This is a genomic window from Terriglobus roseus DSM 18391, assembly GCF_000265425.1.
Taxonomy (GTDB): Bacteria; Acidobacteriota; Terriglobia; order Terriglobales; family Acidobacteriaceae; genus Terriglobus; species Terriglobus roseus.
In genome coordinates this window covers 4,457,598-4,475,037 of record NC_018014.1, presented here as the reverse complement: position 1 = coordinate 4,475,037, position 17,440 = coordinate 4,457,598, and the positions used below count along the sequence as shown (strand labels likewise).

The 17,440-nt window shown below is 61.3% G+C and carries 12 protein-coding genes; 6 read left to right on the top strand and 6 right to left on the bottom strand.

The genetic code is table 11. From position 1 onward, the window contains the following. Positions 1–74: 74 nt before the first annotated feature. The 4 genes from TERRO_RS18485 to TERRO_RS18470 all read right to left on the bottom strand — a co-directional run bounded on the left by TERRO_RS18485 (position 75) and on the right by TERRO_RS18470 (position 5,776). Positions 75–593 carry an asparaginase domain-containing protein gene (locus tag TERRO_RS18485; protein ID WP_014787234.1) on the bottom strand — a complete coding sequence of 173 codons (519 nt, stop codon included), beginning with the start codon at positions 591–593 and terminating at the stop codon, positions 75–77. A 206-nt stretch (positions 594–799) separates the two neighbouring features. Then, positions 800–2,104 (bottom strand): lactonase family protein, encoded by a 1,305-nt coding sequence (locus tag TERRO_RS18480; RefSeq protein ID WP_014787233.1) that lies wholly within the window; start codon positions 2,102–2,104, stop codon positions 800–802. A 72-nt stretch (positions 2,105–2,176) separates the two neighbouring features. Then, complete coding sequence (locus TERRO_RS18475) at positions 2,177–3,454, bottom strand: lactonase family protein (protein ID WP_014787232.1); 1,278 nt, start codon at positions 3,452–3,454, stop codon at positions 2,177–2,179. A gap of 240 nt (positions 3,455–3,694) precedes the next feature. Further along, positions 3,695–5,776, bottom strand: a complete 2,082-nt coding sequence (locus TERRO_RS18470) for a M13 family metallopeptidase (RefSeq protein WP_014787231.1) — start codon at positions 5,774–5,776, stop codon at positions 3,695–3,697. 320 nt (positions 5,777–6,096) lie between these two features. On the opposite strand from TERRO_RS18470, the gene TERRO_RS18465 reads away from it, so the two are divergent. The 4 genes from TERRO_RS18465 (at position 6,097) to TERRO_RS18445 (ending at position 12,194) form a co-directional block, all read left to right on the top strand. After that, positions 6,097–7,440 (top strand): Gfo/Idh/MocA family protein, encoded by a 1,344-nt coding sequence (locus TERRO_RS18465; protein ID WP_014787230.1) that lies wholly within the window; start codon positions 6,097–6,099, stop codon positions 7,438–7,440. Between the two features lie 392 nt (positions 7,441–7,832). Beyond that, the gene (locus TERRO_RS18460; RefSeq protein WP_014787229.1) at positions 7,833–9,626 is read left to right on the top strand and encodes a S53 family peptidase; all 1,794 of its coding nucleotides are present in this window, start codon (positions 7,833–7,835) and stop codon (positions 9,624–9,626) included. Positions 9,627–10,795: 1,169 nt separating this feature from the next. Then, complete coding sequence (locus tag TERRO_RS18450) at positions 10,796–11,320, top strand: REP-associated tyrosine transposase (protein WP_014787226.1); 525 nt, start codon at positions 10,796–10,798, stop codon at positions 11,318–11,320. Between the two features lie 130 nt (positions 11,321–11,450). Beyond that, positions 11,451–12,194: a hypothetical protein gene (locus TERRO_RS18445; RefSeq protein WP_014787225.1), complete on the top strand. Its 744-nt coding sequence runs from the start codon at positions 11,451–11,453 to the stop codon at positions 12,192–12,194. Between the two features lie 98 nt (positions 12,195–12,292). Here TERRO_RS18445 and TERRO_RS18440 read toward each other — a convergent pair whose 3' ends face one another. Continuing rightward, positions 12,293–12,919 carry a thioredoxin family protein gene (locus TERRO_RS18440; protein WP_014787224.1) on the bottom strand — a complete coding sequence of 209 codons (627 nt, stop codon included), beginning with the start codon at positions 12,917–12,919 and terminating at the stop codon, positions 12,293–12,295. 388 nt (positions 12,920–13,307) lie between these two features. Here TERRO_RS18440 and ribH point away from each other — a divergent pair, with 388 nt between their 5' ends. Both ribH and nusB read left to right on the top strand, forming a co-directional pair. After that, a complete protein-coding gene (gene ribH, locus TERRO_RS22835) occupies positions 13,308–14,330 on the top strand; it encodes a 6,7-dimethyl-8-ribityllumazine synthase (RefSeq protein WP_014787223.1) in 1,023 nt (340 codons plus the stop codon). Then, positions 14,330–14,770, top strand: a complete 441-nt coding sequence (nusB, locus tag TERRO_RS18430) for a transcription antitermination factor NusB (RefSeq protein ID WP_014787222.1) — start codon at positions 14,330–14,332, stop codon at positions 14,768–14,770. Before ribH ends, nusB begins: the two co-directional genes overlap by 1 nt. A gap of 183 nt (positions 14,771–14,953) precedes the next feature. Here nusB and TERRO_RS18425 read toward each other — a convergent pair whose 3' ends face one another. Further along, a complete protein-coding gene (locus TERRO_RS18425) occupies positions 14,954–17,305 on the bottom strand; it encodes a hypothetical protein (RefSeq protein WP_014787221.1) in 2,352 nt (783 codons plus the stop codon). Between the last annotated feature and the right edge of the window lie 135 nt (positions 17,306–17,440).

The window sequence follows — 17,440 nt, the reverse complement described above, 5'->3', positions numbered from 1 at the left end:
GACATTAGGCATAACCGCCGTGGTATTAACCCGGTCAGGATCTGGTGGCGAATTTGTCGCTTACACCTGCGATCTCAGTCGATGCGGAGGAAACGGCTGTTTTCGCGGTCTTTGCGGACGTTTGCGATGGGGAAGACCTGGCCGTGGAAGGCGAGGTAGACACCGCCGGGTAGCATGCGGGTGGCGAGCAGGGCTTCAGTCAGGTTTTGCAGGGCGTCGGAGCCCTCGATGCCGAAGGGAGTCATGGCGCCGGTGAAGACTACGGGAACGGTGGCGGCGGCGGAGTGCTGCGCAAGCGTTTCTGCGACGACTTTGCCGGTCTCAACGACGGTGTCGGTGCCGTGGGTGACGAGGACAGGTGTGCCTTCGGTGGCCTGTGCGAGGACTCTCTCAGCGATGAGTTTGCGGTGGTCGTTGGTCATGACGAGCGAGTCGATATTCATCAACTCTTCCACGGTGATCGCCGTGTCGGGCAGGCGCAGCATGGAGAGACAGCGGCGGATCTGCGGGACGGTGTTTTCCATGGAGCCATCCTGCTCGACGTAACGCTTTTCGATGGTGCCGCCGGTGGTGATCAGGTGGACTCGGTGCATGGTTTGATTTTATTTGCCGGCGGCGCCTGTTGTAGGACTTGTTTCTGCGGGCAGGATCGATTGTGCAGCGAAAGCCCAGGAGGGTTTTCGCGTGCGCCAGCGGCGACGGGGTCTTTCGCTTCGCTCAGGATGACGGCGGCTGGGGGGATTGCAAAGAAAAACGGGATGCGCTGTGTGCGCATCCCGTTTGCTGGCTTGCTGGCTTGCTACTGGATCAACTGTGTCGAGTGCGAGCCGTTTGCGATTGCGGCTGCGCAGGATGGTCCTGCGGAGGCCGGGAACGGTGTGTTGCGCACCTTCACGAGCTGGCCGGTGGCGGAGTCGAGCTGCAGGCCGGTCACCGTGCTATCCAGGAAGTTGGACGTGTACACGTAGATGCCCAGAGCGTTTTCAACCGTGACGCAGGTGGGACCTGTGCCGGTGGCTATGGATGCGCCTGAGGAGCCGGCCGTTGCGGACAGCGCGCCAGTGGACTGGGCGATGGCGAACGACTGCACCGTGTTGGAGTTGTAGTTCGCTACGTACAGGAACTTGCCGCGCGGGTCGATGGTGACGGCCGTGGGCTGCGACTGTGTGGCGAACGGTCCCGTGGTGATGGCCGTGGGGATGCCGCCTGAGGCCATGCTGTACGCGATGATCTGGTTGCCGGAGCGGTCCGTGACGTACACGTAGTTCCCGAGCGGAGCGATCGTGATGGAGCTGGCCTGGATGCCCGAGTTGTAGCCTGTGGACGAAGCCGTGCCCGTACCGATCACAGTATTGCCGATGGGAGCGATGGCGCCTGTGCTAATGGTCCGCTTGAAGGCCAGCAGGTTGTTCGTGATGGCCGTGTTGGGATCCTGGCCGATCGCGTAGACGTAGCTGGAGCAGGTGGTGTCTGAGCAGGTTCCGTTGACGCCCGTCGTCGTGGTGTTATTCACGTTGTTCGAGACGGCGATGCCGGTGGGAGCGTAACCCAGCGGGAAGTAGTTCAGCGCACCGTTGGCAACGGGTGTGCCAAGCGCGGCGGTGCCTTCGCTATCGAAGGTCAACGGGAAGACTTCGACGCCGCCGGGGCCTGGGTTCGCAGTGGTGAAGCCAGGCTTGTACGTGAACGCAACGTAGAGGAACTTGTTGTCGCCGGAGAGGGCGACTGCCGTCGGGAAGCTACCTGCGACCGTGGTGGTGGTCTTGGCGTACAGCTTGCCGTCGGTGCCGATGGCGAAGACGACCAGGTTCGAATCATCGCGATTCACCACGATGACGCTCTTCTGATTGGACGTGATTGTCAGTGCCACGGGGTTGCGGCCGCCAGTGTCCTGGCCGGAGCTTGCCAGGCGGATCAGGGATCCGGTCTGGTAGTCGATGCCGTACTCATTCAGAACGCCGTTGGCGCTGCTGGTGCTTCCGCGCGACGACGTGACGTAGAGAAAGCCGACCGTGTAATCGCGGCTGCAGGCTGTGAGGCCGAGGCAGGCGGCGAGCGAAAGCACGGAGGCCGCGCCGATGCGGCAGATCTGGTTGAACTTCATGCGATGCGTTTCCTCAAACTTGATGCATGTGCGGCTGCCGGGCGTTTAGCCGGGCAGCCGCGTGATACCGACTTAGCTGGTGATGCCACTGATGACCAGGCAGGAGGGTTTGCCCTGTGCCTGGAAGGTGGAACCGTGGATCAGTACATTCAGCGTGCCGCGGTCGTGATCGATATGGTAGCCGGTCACCGTGCCGTCCTGATTGGAGGTGTAGACCCACTGCTTGGTGGGATCTTCCACCATGCAGACGGGACCTGATCCAACAGCGTAGGGGTTCAGGTTGTTGGACTGCTGCGCCAGGACGCCGTTGCTCTGAATGGTGTACGCCGCAATGCTGCTCTTGGGCGACGTGGTCACCGAATTGTTCTGATTGAGCACGTACAAGAACTTGTTCGACGAATCGGTGTACGTCCACACCGGTGTGACGCCTGCCACAAAGTTGTTGACGATGCCGCCGGTGACCGGCTGCAGAACGCCCGAGGTGCTGACGGTGTACTGCAGGATGCGGTTGTTGGTGCCATCCGTCAGGTAGATGTAGGTGCCGCCACTGGTGATGGAGGTGTAGTTGTACGGAACGGTCTGACCTGCGACAGGCGTGTCGATGACCTGCGTGGAGTTTGCACCCACGGTCAACTGACCGCCGGTACCGACTGCGAGCGAGGTGATCGTCTGATCGCCGTTGACCACGAGGACCGAACCGGCCGAGGTGACCTTGATACGGCTCGGATTGGGGCCGGTGGAGGTGTAGGTCAGGTAGGTACCGTTGACACGTACCGACTGGTTCTGCACGAGCGTGAGGCGACCGGTGTCCGGATCGATGGAGAAGACGGTGACGGCGCCGCAGGGAGCTGCGAGCAGGCCGGTGGCGGACGTGCAGTTCGGCGCCGTGGTAGTGGTGCCGGTGGTGACGCGTGCCGGCGAGACACTATCCAGGACGTAGAGGTAGCTACCGGAGGCGTCGATGTCCATCCATTGCGGCGTGCCGCCCTGAGAGGCAAAGGCCTGCTGCGAGGTCAACACACCGTCGCCGCCAACGCTGAACTGGACGACGGAGCTTACGCCGTCATTCTGATTCAGGACGTAAAGGTAACGACCGCCGGGCTTGACGACAGCCATCACCGGGCTGTTGCCGCCTGAGGAGAATGGCGAGTGCACCATCTCGGTCAGGTTGCCGGAGTAGTTGTCGACCTTGTAACCGGTGATGGTGTTTCCAGCGCCGTTGGTTGTGGCTTTGGCTTCCATCACCCATAGATAGCCGATGGTGCCGCCGCCGCATGAGGTCATACCCAGGGCCAGGGCACCCGATACCACACAGGCCAGAACAAACCGGCCGTTTCCGCTCAACTTCATGTGTTTCCTTCGATTCCCACTCGGCCGCGGCGCATCGAAAGACGCCATGCAGGCTCGCTGTTTCCGGGAAGTGAAATGCTCCTAAGATTGTATGCGCCGAGGCGAGATTCCGCTACCGGCGCCCGTTGGGCAAGGACATGGCTTAGTTCCTGGTGTGGTTCCGTAGGGTGTAGACGGACGATGCTGCGAAATGAAAGCAGGAGCCCGAAGGCTCCTGCTTTTGCTGGATTGTAAGGAGTTTTACCAGACGCGGCAGGCGTTGACCGGTGCCATGGGCTGACCCTGCTTGCAGGAAAAGGCCTCCGCAAACTTCGCGGAATTCTGCACAGCACCGTTGGTCCGGAAGCGACCGGGGGAGTGCGGATCGGTCTTGACGCGCATGCGAGCGGTTTCGTCGCGGGTGTTTTCACACCACACCTGAGCGAAGCCGAGGAAGTAGCGCTGGTCGGGGGTGTAGCCGTCGATGGGCTTCGAGGCGTCGGGTCCAAGCTTGGCGAGTTCCTTGTGCAGGGCGACGTAAGCAACCTGGAGGCCACCGTTGTCGGCTGTGTTTTCGCCGAGGGTGAGCTGACCGTTGAGCTTCTGGCCGGGGACGGGTTCGAAGTCGCCGTACTCCTTGACCTCGCAGGCGGTGCGCTTGTCGAACTCGGCCTTGTCGGCCGGTGTCCACCACATGCGGACGTTGCCCTGGGGATCGAACTGGCTGCCCTGGTCGTCGAAGCCGTGGGTCATCTCGTGGCCGATGACGACGCCGATGGCGCCGAAGTTGACGGCGGGGTCGATCTTGAAGTCATAGAACGGCGGCTGGAGGATGCCGGCTGGGAAGTTGATGTCGTTGTTGGACGGGTCGTAGTAGGCGTTGACGGTGGGCGGGGTCATGCCCCACTCCTTTTCGTTGACGGGCTTGCCGATCTTGGCGAGGTCGCGGCGGTCGTCGAAGATGGCGACGCGTGAGGCGTTGCCGACGCGGTCATCGCGCTTTACGGTGACGGTGCTGTAGTCGCGCCAGACCTCGGGGTAGCCGATCTTGTCACGGAAGGCGACGAGCTTCTTGTGCGCTTCGACCTTGGTTGTGGGGCTCATCCAGTCGAGGCCCTGGATGTCTTCGCCGAGGGCGGCTTCGAGTTCATGCACGAGTTCCTGCATGTTGGCCTTGGCAGCGGGTGTGAAGTTCTTGGCGACCCAGTCCTGCCCTACGGCCTCGCCTAATGCGCGGTCGGTGGCCTGTGTGCAGCGCTTCCAGCGGGGTGCCTGCTCCTTCTGGCCGGAGAGTGTCTGGTTGAAGAAGGCGAAGTTCTCCTGGTCGAAGGGCTTGGAGAGGTTGCCGGCGGCGCCGTGGACTACGTGCCAGCGCATGTAGCTCTTGAGGTCGGCGATGGATGCGTTCTGCAGCTCTGAGTTCAGCGTGGTGAAGTAGTTGGGCGTGGCCACGTTGAGCGTTTGTACCGGGACGCGGATGGAGCCGAAGTAGTCGGACCAGCGGAAGGTGGGCGTGGTCGCCTGCAGGTCGGCCAGGGTTTTTACGTGGTAGATGTTGTTGGGATCGCGCATCTCCACGCGTGGCAGGGATCCTTTGGCGAGCGCAGTTTCCATGCGCATTACGGCCTGCGCTTCCGTAGCGGCCTGTTCCGGCGTGTCGCCGAGCAACGTGAACATCCTGGTGACGTGTGCGACGTACTTTTCGCGGATGCCTTTCATGCGGTCATCATCCTGCAGGTAGTAGTCGCGGTCGGGCAGCGAGAGGCCGCCCTGCATGAGTGCGGGGATCTGCTTCTGGCTGTCCTTCTGGTCCTGCTCGGATCCGAAGTTGTAGAACATCCCAATGCCGTGCTGATCTTCGAGCGTGCCAAGCAACTTGGCCAGGGCGGTCTTGTCCTTCCAGGCGCCGATCTTGTCGAGGACGGGCTGAATGGGCTTGGTTCCGAGGGTGTTGGCCAGATCGTCGTTCATGCAGGCAGCGAAGTAGTTGCCGTACTTTGCCTGGAGCGGCGTTGCCGGCTTGTCGGCGGCCTGCTGCAGCAGCGCATAGACGCTGTAGAGGTTGTGCTCGCCAAGTTCGTCGAAGCGGCCCCAGCGCACCTTGTCCGCGGGAATGGGATTGTTCTTGCGCCAGTTGCCGCATGCGTACTCGTAGAAGTCCGTGCAGGGATCGACGGACTTGTCGATGGCGTTCACGTCCATGGAGATGCCGCCCTTGGGGACCGTGATGGAGGGGCTCTGTCCGTCCATTGCGAGGGTCATCTGTTGAGCCGGCGTCGCCATGGGCGCGGTGAGTGCGAGTACTGCTGCTGCCGCAAGAGCGGAGCGAAGAATGAAATTCATAGGTGAGGCTTCCCTTGGTGTTCCCTGGTCGCATGCGGCCACGGTCTGCAAACAATGTAGAAGAAATTTACAGAAACGTTGCGGGGATTCTTGGGGCGTCAGGTGATGGCGTGAAGTGTGGGGCCTTAATTTGCCCGCTTGATCGGGTTGTTGATCGCGTAGCGCAGAACGGAGAGGGTTTCCATGCGCTGGCATGGCGGTCGCGTCCTCGGACCGGGGCGGTCTGGACGATCGCAGGCTGCACAAGCGAAAGCATTGTCGCGCTCGCAAGTGGAGTACAAGATCGCTTAGGATGACGGTGTTCCTTTGAGGGTTCTTGTATGCCGTTAGATCGTCGATCTTTTCTGAAGCACGCGGGTCTTGCCGCAGCTGCAACCCAGTTCCCCCTGCTGACGTTTGCGCAGGAGCAGCGCCGCATTGGGCCGAATGACACTATCCAGGTTGCACTGATTGGCGCCGGCGGGCGTGGCCAGTCGATTACGCGCAACGCGCTGTCCGTACCCGGTGTGAAGCTGCTGGCGGTGGCCGATTGTTATGACGGTCGCCTGGCGCACTCGAAGGAGGTCTTTGGCGCGGATGTGATGACGACGCGCGACTACAAGGAGATCCTGGCGCGCAAGGATATCGATGCCGTCATTATCGCGACTCCAGATCACTGGCATCGTCAGGCGTCGCTGGACGCGATGGCAGCAGGCAAGGACGTTTACTGCGAGAAGCCGATGATCCACGAGTATGCTGACGGCCCACTGATGATTGAGAGTGCGAAGAAGCACAGCCGCATTTTGCAGGTGGGATCGCAGCGTGTGTCGAACATCGCTTATACCAAGGCGAAGGAGCTGCTGGCTTCCGGCGCGATCGGCAAGCTGAACATGGTGCAGGCGCACTGGGATCGCAACAGCGCGCAGGGTGCGTGGGAGTACACGGTGCCGCTGGATGCGAGTACGCAGACCTGCGACTGGCCGCGCTTCCAGGGTTCGGCGCCGAAGCATGCGTGGGATGCGGAACGCTTCTTCCAGTGGCGTAAGTACAAGGATTACGGCACGGGTGTTGCGGGCGATCTGTTCGTTCACCTGTTCAGCGGAACGCACTTCATCACGGGATCGCATGGACCGACGAAGGCATACGCGACGGGTGGTCTGCGCTTCTGGAAGGATGGCCGCGATGTGCCGGATGTGCTGCTGGGACTGTTCGACTATTCGGGTCCGGGGGGCGACTGGAACCTGGAGCTGCGTGTCAACTTTGTGGACGGCGGTGCCGAGGGTGAGGGCTTCACGTTTACGGGATCGGAAGGCACGCTGGAGATCAACGGCAAGGGCCTGATCCTGAACCGTGTGCCGCGTGAGAAGGGACCGGGCATGTCGATCGACAGCTTTACGCTGGGCATGCAGAAGCAGCTTCGTGACGACTACTTGAAGAAGCATCCGGAAGATCCGCGGAACACCATTACGGACAACACGACAGAGACGTACCTGTTGCCGAATGGCTACAACGACACGGTGGATCACTTCCGCAACTTCTTCTCAAGCATGCGGACGCGGCAGGAACCAGTTGAGGATGCCACGTTTGGCTATCGTGCGGCCGGGGCTGCATTGCTTTGCCTGGCGAGCCTGGAAAAGGGAACGGCGGTTCGCTGGGATCCGGAAGCGATGAAGATGAAGTCGTAACCTCAGCAGCAGTCTGCACGGACAGGACGCAGCAGGAACCGATCGGGTTCCTGTTGCGTCCTTTCTCATTTCTGTCGGATGAATTCTTCCCGCGTCATCCTCCGCCATTGCGTCGGGATGGTGGATCGCTGCATAGCGCTCGACTTGCACTGCCCTCCGTTGAGTGTCTGCGAGGCTGAATGAAATTGCGCGGAAAGCCGCGTCTGCTGCAGGTTTTGTGCACTCAGTGGCCTCCCTAGGGGTGGTGTTCAGACTGCCAGTTACACCCATTAGGCCCGGGACCAATGGGCGTTGTGTGTTGTGAGACGTGGTGAGATAGTCCTTCTCACCCTCCCCCATGCATCACTGCCCGGAGCCAGCTAAGGCTCTCGCGTACCGCCTTTTGAGGTTCTATGATCCGTACGATTCTTCCCAGGTCAGTTGTCGCTCTCTGCCTTGTTGCCGTTTCCACAGGAGCCCTGCACGCCGCCGAAAAGGCGATGGACAAGGGCCGCGCTGCGGCAGGCCAGTCTGTCTCGTTTAATGTGTATCTGCCGTTGCAGAACCGCGCTGCGCTTGAGTCGCAGATTGCGAAGATTCATGATTCTTCGTCTCCGCAGTACCACCACTGGATGACGCCGGCGGAGTTCACGGCGAAGTTTGCACCGACGGCTGCGCAGGTGGCTGCGGTGCAGAAGCAGCTTGCTGCGCAGGGACTGACCGCGACCGCGGTGGGACCGCAGCGACTGCAGGTGAGTGGGCCGGCGAGCGCTGTGGAGTCGGCGTTGCAGACGCAGTTGCATGCTGGTTCCTTCGCTAACGGCAGGAAGACGGTGATGGCTGCTTCCCAGCCGGTGGTGAGCGGTGCGCTTGCCCAGCAGGGTGCGGTGATCAGCGGACTGTCCGGCTTTGTGCGGATGCGTGCGTTCGCGCACAAAGCGGCTTCTGTGATCCCGAGCAATCGGTACAGTCCGACGGGCGCGTATTGGTTTACCGATCTGAAGCAGGCTTATAACTGGCCTTCGTACAAGACGTACACGGGCAAGGGAACGACGATCGGCATTCTGATGGCGGGCGACTTTAACCCGGCGGATATGACGCAGTACTTCAGCCATGAGAAGCTGGCGACGCCGAAGTTCTCGACGGTACAGATCAACGGTGGAGCGCCGTACGATCCGGATGGATCGTTCGAGACACACCTGGATCTGCAGCAGAGCGGTGGCATGGCACCGAACGCCAATGTCATCTTGTACAACGTGCCGGATCTTGCGGATGACAACATCCTGGCTGGCCTGGCGAAGATTGTGAACGACAACCAGGCGGACGTGGTCAGCATGTCCTTCGGCGGGCCCGAGGCGTTCTACACGGCGGCTTACAACGGCGGCACCGACTACACGTACCTGCTGCAGGAAGAGAACGACCTGATGGCGCAGGGCGTTGCGCAGGGCATCACGTTTGTCGCGAGCTCCGGTGATGCGGGCGCGCTGACTTCGTTCCCGGTGGCGTGCTTCGATGGCATTCCGGACTGCGGTGCGGCGCTGCCTTCTGCGATGTTCCCGGCGTCGAGCCCGAACGTGGTGGGCGTGGGTGGCACCAACCTGGTGACGACGTATACGTCGAGCACGGACCTGAACTCGGCGTATGTGCGTGAGTCGGCTTTTGCGGACCCGTTGGTGGGCGACATCTTCTATGGCACGTCATCGACGGGCCAGTACTGGGGATCGGGCGGCGGCGACAGTGTCCTGTTCAAGAAGCCGCTGTTCCAGGCGCTGACGAACACGGGCAATGCTCGGTTCCGTACGGTGCCGGACGTGTCGTTACACATGGGCGGCTGCCCGGGCGGTGCGATCTCCTGCGGTGCGGATGACAGCGCGGACGTTGCGGTGATCGGCGGCCAGGCGGTGGGCGTGATCGGCACGAGTGCTTCGGCGCCGGACTTTGCGGGTCTTACGGCACTGGCGGTGCAGCGCTTTGGTACTCGCATGGGCAATGAGAACTACTACATCTATGCGCTGGCTCTGTCGCACCAGATTGGGCTGACACGGAACGTCTTCCACCAGGGCATTCCGGGCTTCAACGGTCTGTACTACACGACGCCGAAGGGTTATAACCGCGTGCTTGGCAACGGCACGGTGTCGGCGCGGGACTTCCTGCTGGCTCCGTTTGTGCCGGCGGCCGGCAAGCCGCAGACGCCGAGCAATCCGTAGACCCCCCTCCCCCTAGTTTTCGTAAAAATCAGAAAACAAAGGAGTTGACGATTCCCGAAACGGCAAAAATTAGATTCCAAACGAGTTACGGGTAAAAATTAGATAACAAACGACTTAGCGCGCCGCGATGTTTGCGGCGCGCTTTTGTTTCTTTCTGGGTCTATTTCTATTTTAGGGAATTGGTGGAAATAGACCGCCAACAAAGTTTGGGTTGTAAGTGGCTTTCTTGCTGAGAGTTAGGGCGATTCGGAGACGTGCGGGGGCTTGACAGGTCGATTGGCGTTGATGGGAGGCGGCTTTCGCGGGCGAAGCCCCTGTTGCGATGGGGCGGGATGCAGTGGCCTTTGCGCGAGACCTTCGGCTGTTTGTGGAACACGGGTGTGGCCGGAGGGTTTTTGTCGCGGGCCTACAGCCCGCAGTTCCTCTTCCTGAATTTGACCCAGGGCTTTGCCCTGGGCTGGGAAGTCGCGCACCTTCAGTGCGCCTGGTTGGTTGACTTTTATGCGACGGGTCCGGGGCTGAAGCCCCTGTTGCGATGGGACGGGATCCAGTGGCCTGAAGGCCACTGCTCGCTCCGGTTCGCGCTTTGCGCGAATGGGTTGGAGTGTTTGTGACCCTGCTTGTGATGCGGTGTGGCGGTTGGGTTTAGCGCGGGCCTACAGCCCGCAATTTTGTGGTGGACGCTGACCCAGGGCTTCGCCCTGGGCTAGGATAGCGCGGGCTTTCAGCCCGCTGCGCACTATCCCATCCATTCTTCGACTGCCTGAGGCGGGGGAAGATGGATTCGGGGCGGGTGGTGCGTTTGCGATCTCGGCTTCGGGGAAGCAGGTGTGTGGATGGCGGGATCTTGTCGCGGGCCTATACAGCCCGCACTGCCGCTTTCTACGGAAACCCAGGGCTTTGCCCTGGGCTGGGAAGTCGCGCACCTTCAGTGCGCCTCGTTGCTTGATTTTTATGCGACGGGTCCAGGGCTAAAGCCCTTTGCGATAGGGCCAGATTCTAGTGGCCTGAAGGCCACTGCTCCCTTTGGTTCGCGCTTTGCGCGAATGGGTCTGCATCCTGCAAAGCGACGTCTCGGAAGTGAGATGGTGGTTCGGATTCGGGACGCAGGCGAGCGAGTCCTGAATTACTCGTGACACATTTCTGATCGACCCCAGTACGATGCCGACATGCCGAAGGGTCTCGCTCGATACCAGCAGGAAGGGGACATGCATTTTGTCACCTTCTCCTGCTTTGAACGAAAGGCCTATCTTCGGGCGGCGGCCTCGCGCGATATCTTCGTGCAGTCTCTGGAAGTCATGCGTGCACGGTATGGATTCTTTGTAATGTCTTACGTCGTCATGCCTGAGCATGTCCATCTGCTGCTCACAGAGCCACTGGGAGTGCCGCTCGCGAAGGCTTTGCAGGCCCTGAAAATATCCGTGGCGGTGAAGAATGCGCAGCGCCCGTTCTGGCAGAAGCGATACTACGACTTCAACGTCTTCTCGGAGAGAAAAATCATTGAGAAGCGACGCTACATACATCGCAACCCGGTTACTCGCGGGCTGGTGACGTCGCCGGAGTTATGGGACTGGTCGAGCTTTCGACACTGGAGTACCGGTGTCGAAGGACCGGTGGAGGTGGAGTCGCCATGGACGGCTCGGAAGCGGGGTGGGTTGCCGATGCGGATTGATCCGAGGGCTGGCATCCTATAAACCCACGTCTCAGAAGCGAGACGTGGGGCACCCGGCCACGATATCAAGCCCGGGCTGTAATAGCGCGGGCCCTCAGCCTGCTGAGCAGCGATATGTCCATTCTGGAACTCACTCGGTGTAAGTTGATCCCATGTCGAAGGGCCTTTTGAAGGTTTTACTAGTGTTCTTTTCCTTACTCGGTAGTGAGTTGCTAGCTCAAGCTGATCACGCGGCGGTTGAAAGACCAATCTGGTCGAAGCATGCGAGCATCCTGGACCTTAGCTGCGCGCAGGAGACCCACAGCATTGTTGCTCCAGACCACAAGAGCTCGGCGCGGGTGCTCTGTGGCCATAAGCATGGTAATTTCCCCTATTCGCTGCGGATTATCGAGGGGAAGAAGGCACACGTCATCACACTGCAGGAGGGGGCGCATGAGTTGCTATGGGCACCTAATTCGGAGGCGTTTTTCGTGTCGGGCGGAACTACTTCTTATGCGGGATTTTTTGTCGATGTCTATACGTTGAACGCCAACAGTACGCCACATCGACAAAACTTAACGGGTGTCGCGCAAAGAGACATGGTTGCGCAATTCCCGCCGTGCAAGGCCGCCAATGGCGACGAAGCCACGTGCAAGCGCATTGAAGAAAACCCGCAGTTCAATATGTCGGGTATTGCGTGGAGTGCCGACTCATCTGCGATTCATGTTTTTGCGGAGGTTCCCTGCAGCAGTTCCTATGGCGGAATCATGTGCCAAGTCGTTGGCTATGTACTAAACGTTGCTGACGGGCGAATTCTCAAGCGGCTTAGCGCGCAGGAGACTCAGGCTTCCTGGAAGAGCGACATGGCCTGGGATGTGCGAATTCCCGAAAATCCAACTTATGGTTTGTCGCACTAGCCGCTTGTGCCTAAGTATCTTGTCGGCCGTAACTGTCCTGCGAACCCACGTCTCAGAAGCGAGACGTGGGGCCACCCGCTTTGGTTGTTTGGAGCTGTTCAGCGCCACTTGATGTTGCAGCCGAGGCTTGGGATTTGTGGGGTGATTGGGGGTTGGTTGGTTAGGAGGGCCTGGATGGCTGCTTCGAGGTCGGCTCCGTTGGGTTGGGCGTGGATTTCTGGGTGGCGTTCGAGGCCGTTCTTTGCGTCGGATTCGCGGTAGGGGCGGGTTCGGTCGAACTGGGCGTGGTAGGTGAGTTCGTAGTTGGTGTTGAAGAGGTAGAGGTCGGGGGTGCAGGCGGCGTGGAACTCGCGTGCTGTGTCCTGGGTGGTGTCGAGGAGGTAGGGGATGCCGAGCTTGTCCCAGCCGAGTCGGGTGGCCTGATCGCGCATGTAGTCGGGGCCGTCTTCGGGGTGCTCGAGGATGTCGTTGGACATGATGGCGACGGTGGCGATGCGGTCGGCGTAGCGGGCGATGAGGGCGGTGAGCGCCTGCTCCATGTGCTGGACGAAGGGGCAGTGGACGCAGAGGAAGAGGACGAGGAGGCCGCGCCGCTCGGTGAGGTCGTCCGGTCCGCCGAAGATGTCGTCACGGCCGATGCCGCGGTCGGAGAGGACGTCCTTGAGTTCGAAGGCGGGGCACTGGGTGCCGAGGGGGAGATCGGTGTTGGAGGGTGTGCGGGCCATTCCTGAATGATAGCTTTTGCTGTGGTTGGGCCAGCCGTGAGCGGTGTGTGGGCGCGGGGATTGCAGGGTTCTCCTGTGTTTGGGATTGGCCGCGCCTGTTTGGGTTTGGGTGTGATGGCACGGCTGAAGCCGTGCCCCTCCGAGGGGGTTCGCGCTTTGCGCGAATAACCCACCCTTTTCCTTTGGAAAAGAATGGGGCACCCGGTTTGTGCCTTCCTGTTAGTTGGGGAGGGTGAGAGGTTTTGGTCGCTCCTTTCGGAGCGATCCCCACCTTAGCTTCGCGAAGGTGGGGCACCCGGTTTGGTGACGCCCCGAAAGAGGGGGACGGGTTGGAGGGTGCTGCTGAGTTGCTGACGTGCTGAGGCGGTGTTTTCCGTACAATCAAGGGATGATCAAGGGTTTGACAGTGGTGAAGCCGGTGGGTTCGGCGGCGGCCTGGGAGCGGCTTTCGTCGCTGTTTGGTGAGCTTGGGTTTGAGCCGGGCCGTGGCTGGGATGATGGTGCGGGTAAGGGCTCGGCGTTTCTGGCGCCTTTGGGCAATGTGGAGTTTGTTACGGGCCGTCCGCCGGCTGTGCCGGAGTTGCTGGTGGAGTGCACGCAGATCGAGATCGTGCATGGTGTTGTGAAGCGTTGGCTGGCTGCTGAGGAACTTGGCTCGCGGCTTTCGGATGTGGTGGAGACGCATTGGAAGTCTCGGATGTTTACGGTGGATTTGAGTGACGCGAATCCCTCGACGTCCTCAGTAGTCGATCCCACGTCTCAGAAGCGAGACGTGGGGCACCCGCTTCCTGGGCTGGTATTTGGGTTCTGGGAGCGCGAGGATGTGCTGGCGGGTGTGCCGATTGCCGTTGAGGGTGATCTGAGCGCGGCTGGGATGCGGTTTGGAATTGTGACGGCTCGCTGGAATGCCGTGATCACGGATCGTCTGCTGCAGGGTTCGCTGGATGGGATTTTGCGCAGTGGTGGGCGCCGCGAGGATATCGACATTGTGCGGGTGCCGGGTGCGTGGGAGGTTCCTGCGGCGGCGCGGATGATGGCGGATCTGCGGGATACGGATGGCAAGCGGAAGTATGACGCGATCATCACCCTGGGCTGCCTGCTGCGCGGTGAGACGGCGCACTATGAGGCGATCTATAACGAGGCGGCGCGCGGGATTGGGCAGAGCCAGCAGGAGACGGGCGTGCCGCATGCGTTTGGCGTGCTGACGTGCGAGACGCTGGAGCAGGCGCTGAATCGTGCGGGTGTGAAGGCCGGCAATAAGGGGTTTGAGGCAGCGGTGGCGGCGATCGAGATGGTATCGATTGCACGCAAGATCGGGCATGTGGCTGCAGGTGAGCATGAGGGCAGCGGCGTGGCTGCTGGTCGTGCGGCGCAGGCTGATGTGGACCGTGCAGTGGAAGGTGGAAATTAATGGGCGCTCGGCGTAAGGCACGCGAGCTGGCGATGCAGATGTTGTATCAGAGTGATCTGGGCAAGCAGACGGCGAACGAGGTTCGCAAGGTGTTCTGGCAGAGCCGCACGGATGATGAGGGCGCGCAGACGGTTGATCTGGAGACGCAGAGCTTTGCGGAGGATCTGTTCCGGGTGGCTGTGGAGCGGAGTGACGAGATCGATGATCTGATCGAGACGCACTCGCAGCACTGGCGGGTACACCGGATGGCGGTGGTGGACCGGAACCTGTTGCGGATGGCGATTGCGGAGATGCTGGGGTACAAGGGTACGCCGCACCCGATCATCATCAATGAGGCGCTGGAGGTTGGGCGGCGGTATGCTGCTCCGGAGAGCATTACGTTTTTGAACGGGGTACTGGATGCGGTGTCGCGGACGGTGATGGCGAAGCGTCTGGCTTGATTTTGTTGGAGTAGGAATGGAGCCCCATGTCTCTTGGAGATGTGGGGTTTTGTCTTTGCGGATGGGATGGGTTTGAACCCATGTCTCAGAAGCGAGACATGGGGCACCCGCCTGGTGGGTGCGTGTGGGAAGTGGAAAGGCCGCCATCGCTGGCGGCCTTCTCTTTGCTACTTTTTACCCTGCTTAGTTGTTGGTGACTGTGCGTGGGTACTGGACGAGCAGGTTGGGGGTTGCGGTGCCCGTGGTGTTGGTGTTGCTGGGCAGCCTGGGTGCGATCTGGCTGGTGTCCGTCAGGGTGCTGCGGGTGATGACGTGGACCTGATTGTCGCCTGCTGTTCCGGTGAAGAAGAACTTGTTGTCGGAAGAGAAGACGCCGGAGACCGGTGCGGTTGCACTGCCAGTGAGGGCGATGGATCGTGTGGTGCCTGTGCCCGATGCGGCGGGGACGTAGCCCGGCAGGATCGCACCTGCTGCCGCGGTTGCGGTAGGCAGGTAGGTGGTGAAGGCGATGCTGGAGTCCGATGCGGGGAAGACGCCGGTGATGCCGGTGGTGGTGACGCCGGTGAGTACCGCGGTGTTAACGGCGGTACCGAAGGCCGGCGGGAGGCCGCTCTCCGGGCAGTCGCCGGTGGGCAGCGTGTTGGTGAAGGTACGCGAGCCGTTGGCACCGTCGTTTGCCGTGGAGGTGGGGAAGGTCACGTCGTTCACGATGGGCGTTCCACCGCTGGCGGCCAGCCGGACGTCGAGGAGGTGGCGGCCGTCGTTGGTAGAAGCGACTCGGTCACCAACTGCTGCCGAGACCGTGGTGAGCGAGGCCTGCGGGTAGAAGACGGTCCGGCTTGCAACGGTGGTGGGGCAGTACGAGCGGCCGTTGATGGCAGTTGAGCCACCGACGAAGGCGCCTACGCTGGGTATGGCTACGGCGACATCATTGGCACCGCCGGTTGCGGAGAGGTCGTACTCCTGCCAGCTGGTGAAGGCGGAGTATACGAGCAGGTGGTTGGCTGCGGTGGTGACGTAGAGTGTCTCGCCGTCGGGGGTGTAAGCGGCGCGTGTTCCGATACCGGTGAAGGTGCTGGTGACGGTCGACGTTGCCGTGTTGACGACGGAGATCTGGTTCCGGGTGGAGTCGCTGATGACGACGGTACCGCTGTCAGGCGAGACGGCGAGCACGGTTCCCTGGAGCGTGGTGGAGACGCTGGCGATCGTGTTGGAGGCCGTGGTGAAGGTCATCAGGCCGAAGGGCGATCCCATGAAGATGGTGGCACCGTTCTGCGAGAGCACCATGGAGTTTGGTGTGTAGGGCAGGGCGGTGGGCGACGGGACGACGCCGGTGGTGAGGTCGACCGGTACGAGGTACTTGGAGTCTGTGCTGCCGATCCAGAGCCGGGTGCTGCTATTGCCGGGCGTGGTGGAGAGCAGGGTGTTGGAGGCGACCGGCTTACCCGTTCCCAGGAATCCGACGTTGCCGTAGGGCGACGGATTGCAGTTGGGCGGGAGGCAGAAGGCGTTGATGGCGGCGGTGCCCGGGAAGACCGGTGCGATGCCGGTGCTGGAGGCAGGTGCTGAGACCGGCGTGGTCGAGGTGTAGGTCAGGTTCAGGCCGGTGAGCGTAACGCCGTTGATGTCTTTCACGGTGGCCGTGATGGGCTCGGTGTTGTTCGGGTTCACCGTGACCGCGCCATTGACTGCGTTGGGCGTGCTGATGGTGATGGTCTTGGGGGGGCAGACGGAGATGAGGCCGGCGGTCGAGGTCGAATTGGCGATGGTCGCGGTGACGATCGTCGTTCCGGGGGCGAGGGCCGTGGCTACGCCGCTGGTGTTTTCAAAGGTGACCAAGCCGGCGGTCTGCGCGGAGAAGTTCGCGTGACCAGCGCTGTAGGTGATGTTGCTCGATCCGGCGAAGAAGCGTGCGACGAGCTGCGCGCTCTGGTTGAAGGAGATGCAGGTGTTGGGGTCGTAGGCCGGAGCCGAGGTCGTTGCCGTTGCGGTGTACGCGGGGCAGTTCGTCGCAGGATCGTTGACGCAGTCGGTTGATTTGGCACCGAGCGTGATGGCGGTGATCTGCGGATGGACGTAGACGAGCACCTTGTTGCTGTTGGCGCCGCCGCCGGATGCCGTCAGTTCTGCCACGCCACTGACGTTGGTGGTGTTGGTGCAGAAGGTGTAGTCCGGGATGCCGCTGGCGTTGTTGCGATTCCACTGACCGGCGCAGATGCTGCCAGTGTTGGGATTCACGTCCGCGATGTTCTGGTTCGAGGAGGCGTAGGTGTACTTCGCGATGGTGACCGCGTTGCCCTGGCAGTCGGTCGCCGTGGGTGTGGTCACGGAAGAGGTCTGCGTGAAGCCGAGGCTGACGCCGCCAACGGTGGGCTGGAGCACGATGCTCTGCGCATCGCCGACCCGAGGGCCGATGGTGCCGTTGCAGAAGGCGCCGCTGCTACCACTCCTGCTGCCGCCGCAGCCGGAAAGGGAAACGCCCACGGGCACGGCGAAGAACAGGATGACGAACAAGGAAAGAAGACGACGCTGCAAGAAAAACCTCCCCGCAGCAGCCCGTTGAGCTGTGCCGCGGTCTCTACGTGGGACGGGAAGTGCCCGAAAATGTCTGCTCCTCAGTGTAAATCAGGTGGAGAGACCCCGGTGCGGACGAGGACGTGCAATCTACGG

What these genes read in the sequence shown, in the direction of transcription:
- TERRO_RS18440 (WP_014787224.1), bottom strand. Translation starts at nt 12,919, where the DNA reads ATGGCCCGCACACCCTCCAACACCGATCTCCCCCTCGGCACCCAGTGC.
- TERRO_RS18450 (WP_014787226.1), top strand. Translation starts at nt 10,796, where the DNA reads ATGCCGAAGGGTCTCGCTCGATACCAGCAGGAAGGGGACATGCATTTT.
- TERRO_RS18470 (WP_014787231.1), bottom strand. Translation starts at nt 5,776, where the DNA reads ATGAATTTCATTCTTCGCTCCGCTCTTGCGGCAGCAGCAGTACTCGCA.
- nusB (WP_014787222.1), top strand. Translation starts at nt 14,330, where the DNA reads ATGGGCGCTCGGCGTAAGGCACGCGAGCTGGCGATGCAGATGTTGTAT.
- TERRO_RS18480 (WP_014787233.1), bottom strand. Translation starts at nt 2,104, where the DNA reads ATGAAGTTCAACCAGATCTGCCGCATCGGCGCGGCCTCCGTGCTTTCG.
- TERRO_RS18465 (WP_014787230.1), top strand. Translation starts at nt 6,097, where the DNA reads ATGCCGTTAGATCGTCGATCTTTTCTGAAGCACGCGGGTCTTGCCGCA.
- TERRO_RS18475 (WP_014787232.1), bottom strand. Translation starts at nt 3,454, where the DNA reads ATGAAGTTGAGCGGAAACGGCCGGTTTGTTCTGGCCTGTGTGGTATCG.
- TERRO_RS18445 (WP_014787225.1), top strand. Translation starts at nt 11,451, where the DNA reads ATGTCGAAGGGCCTTTTGAAGGTTTTACTAGTGTTCTTTTCCTTACTC.
- TERRO_RS18485 (WP_014787234.1), bottom strand. Translation starts at nt 593, where the DNA reads ATGCACCGAGTCCACCTGATCACCACCGGCGGCACCATCGAAAAGCGT.
- ribH (WP_014787223.1), top strand. Translation starts at nt 13,308, where the DNA reads ATGATCAAGGGTTTGACAGTGGTGAAGCCGGTGGGTTCGGCGGCGGCC.
- TERRO_RS18460 (WP_014787229.1), top strand. Translation starts at nt 7,833, where the DNA reads ATGATCCGTACGATTCTTCCCAGGTCAGTTGTCGCTCTCTGCCTTGTT.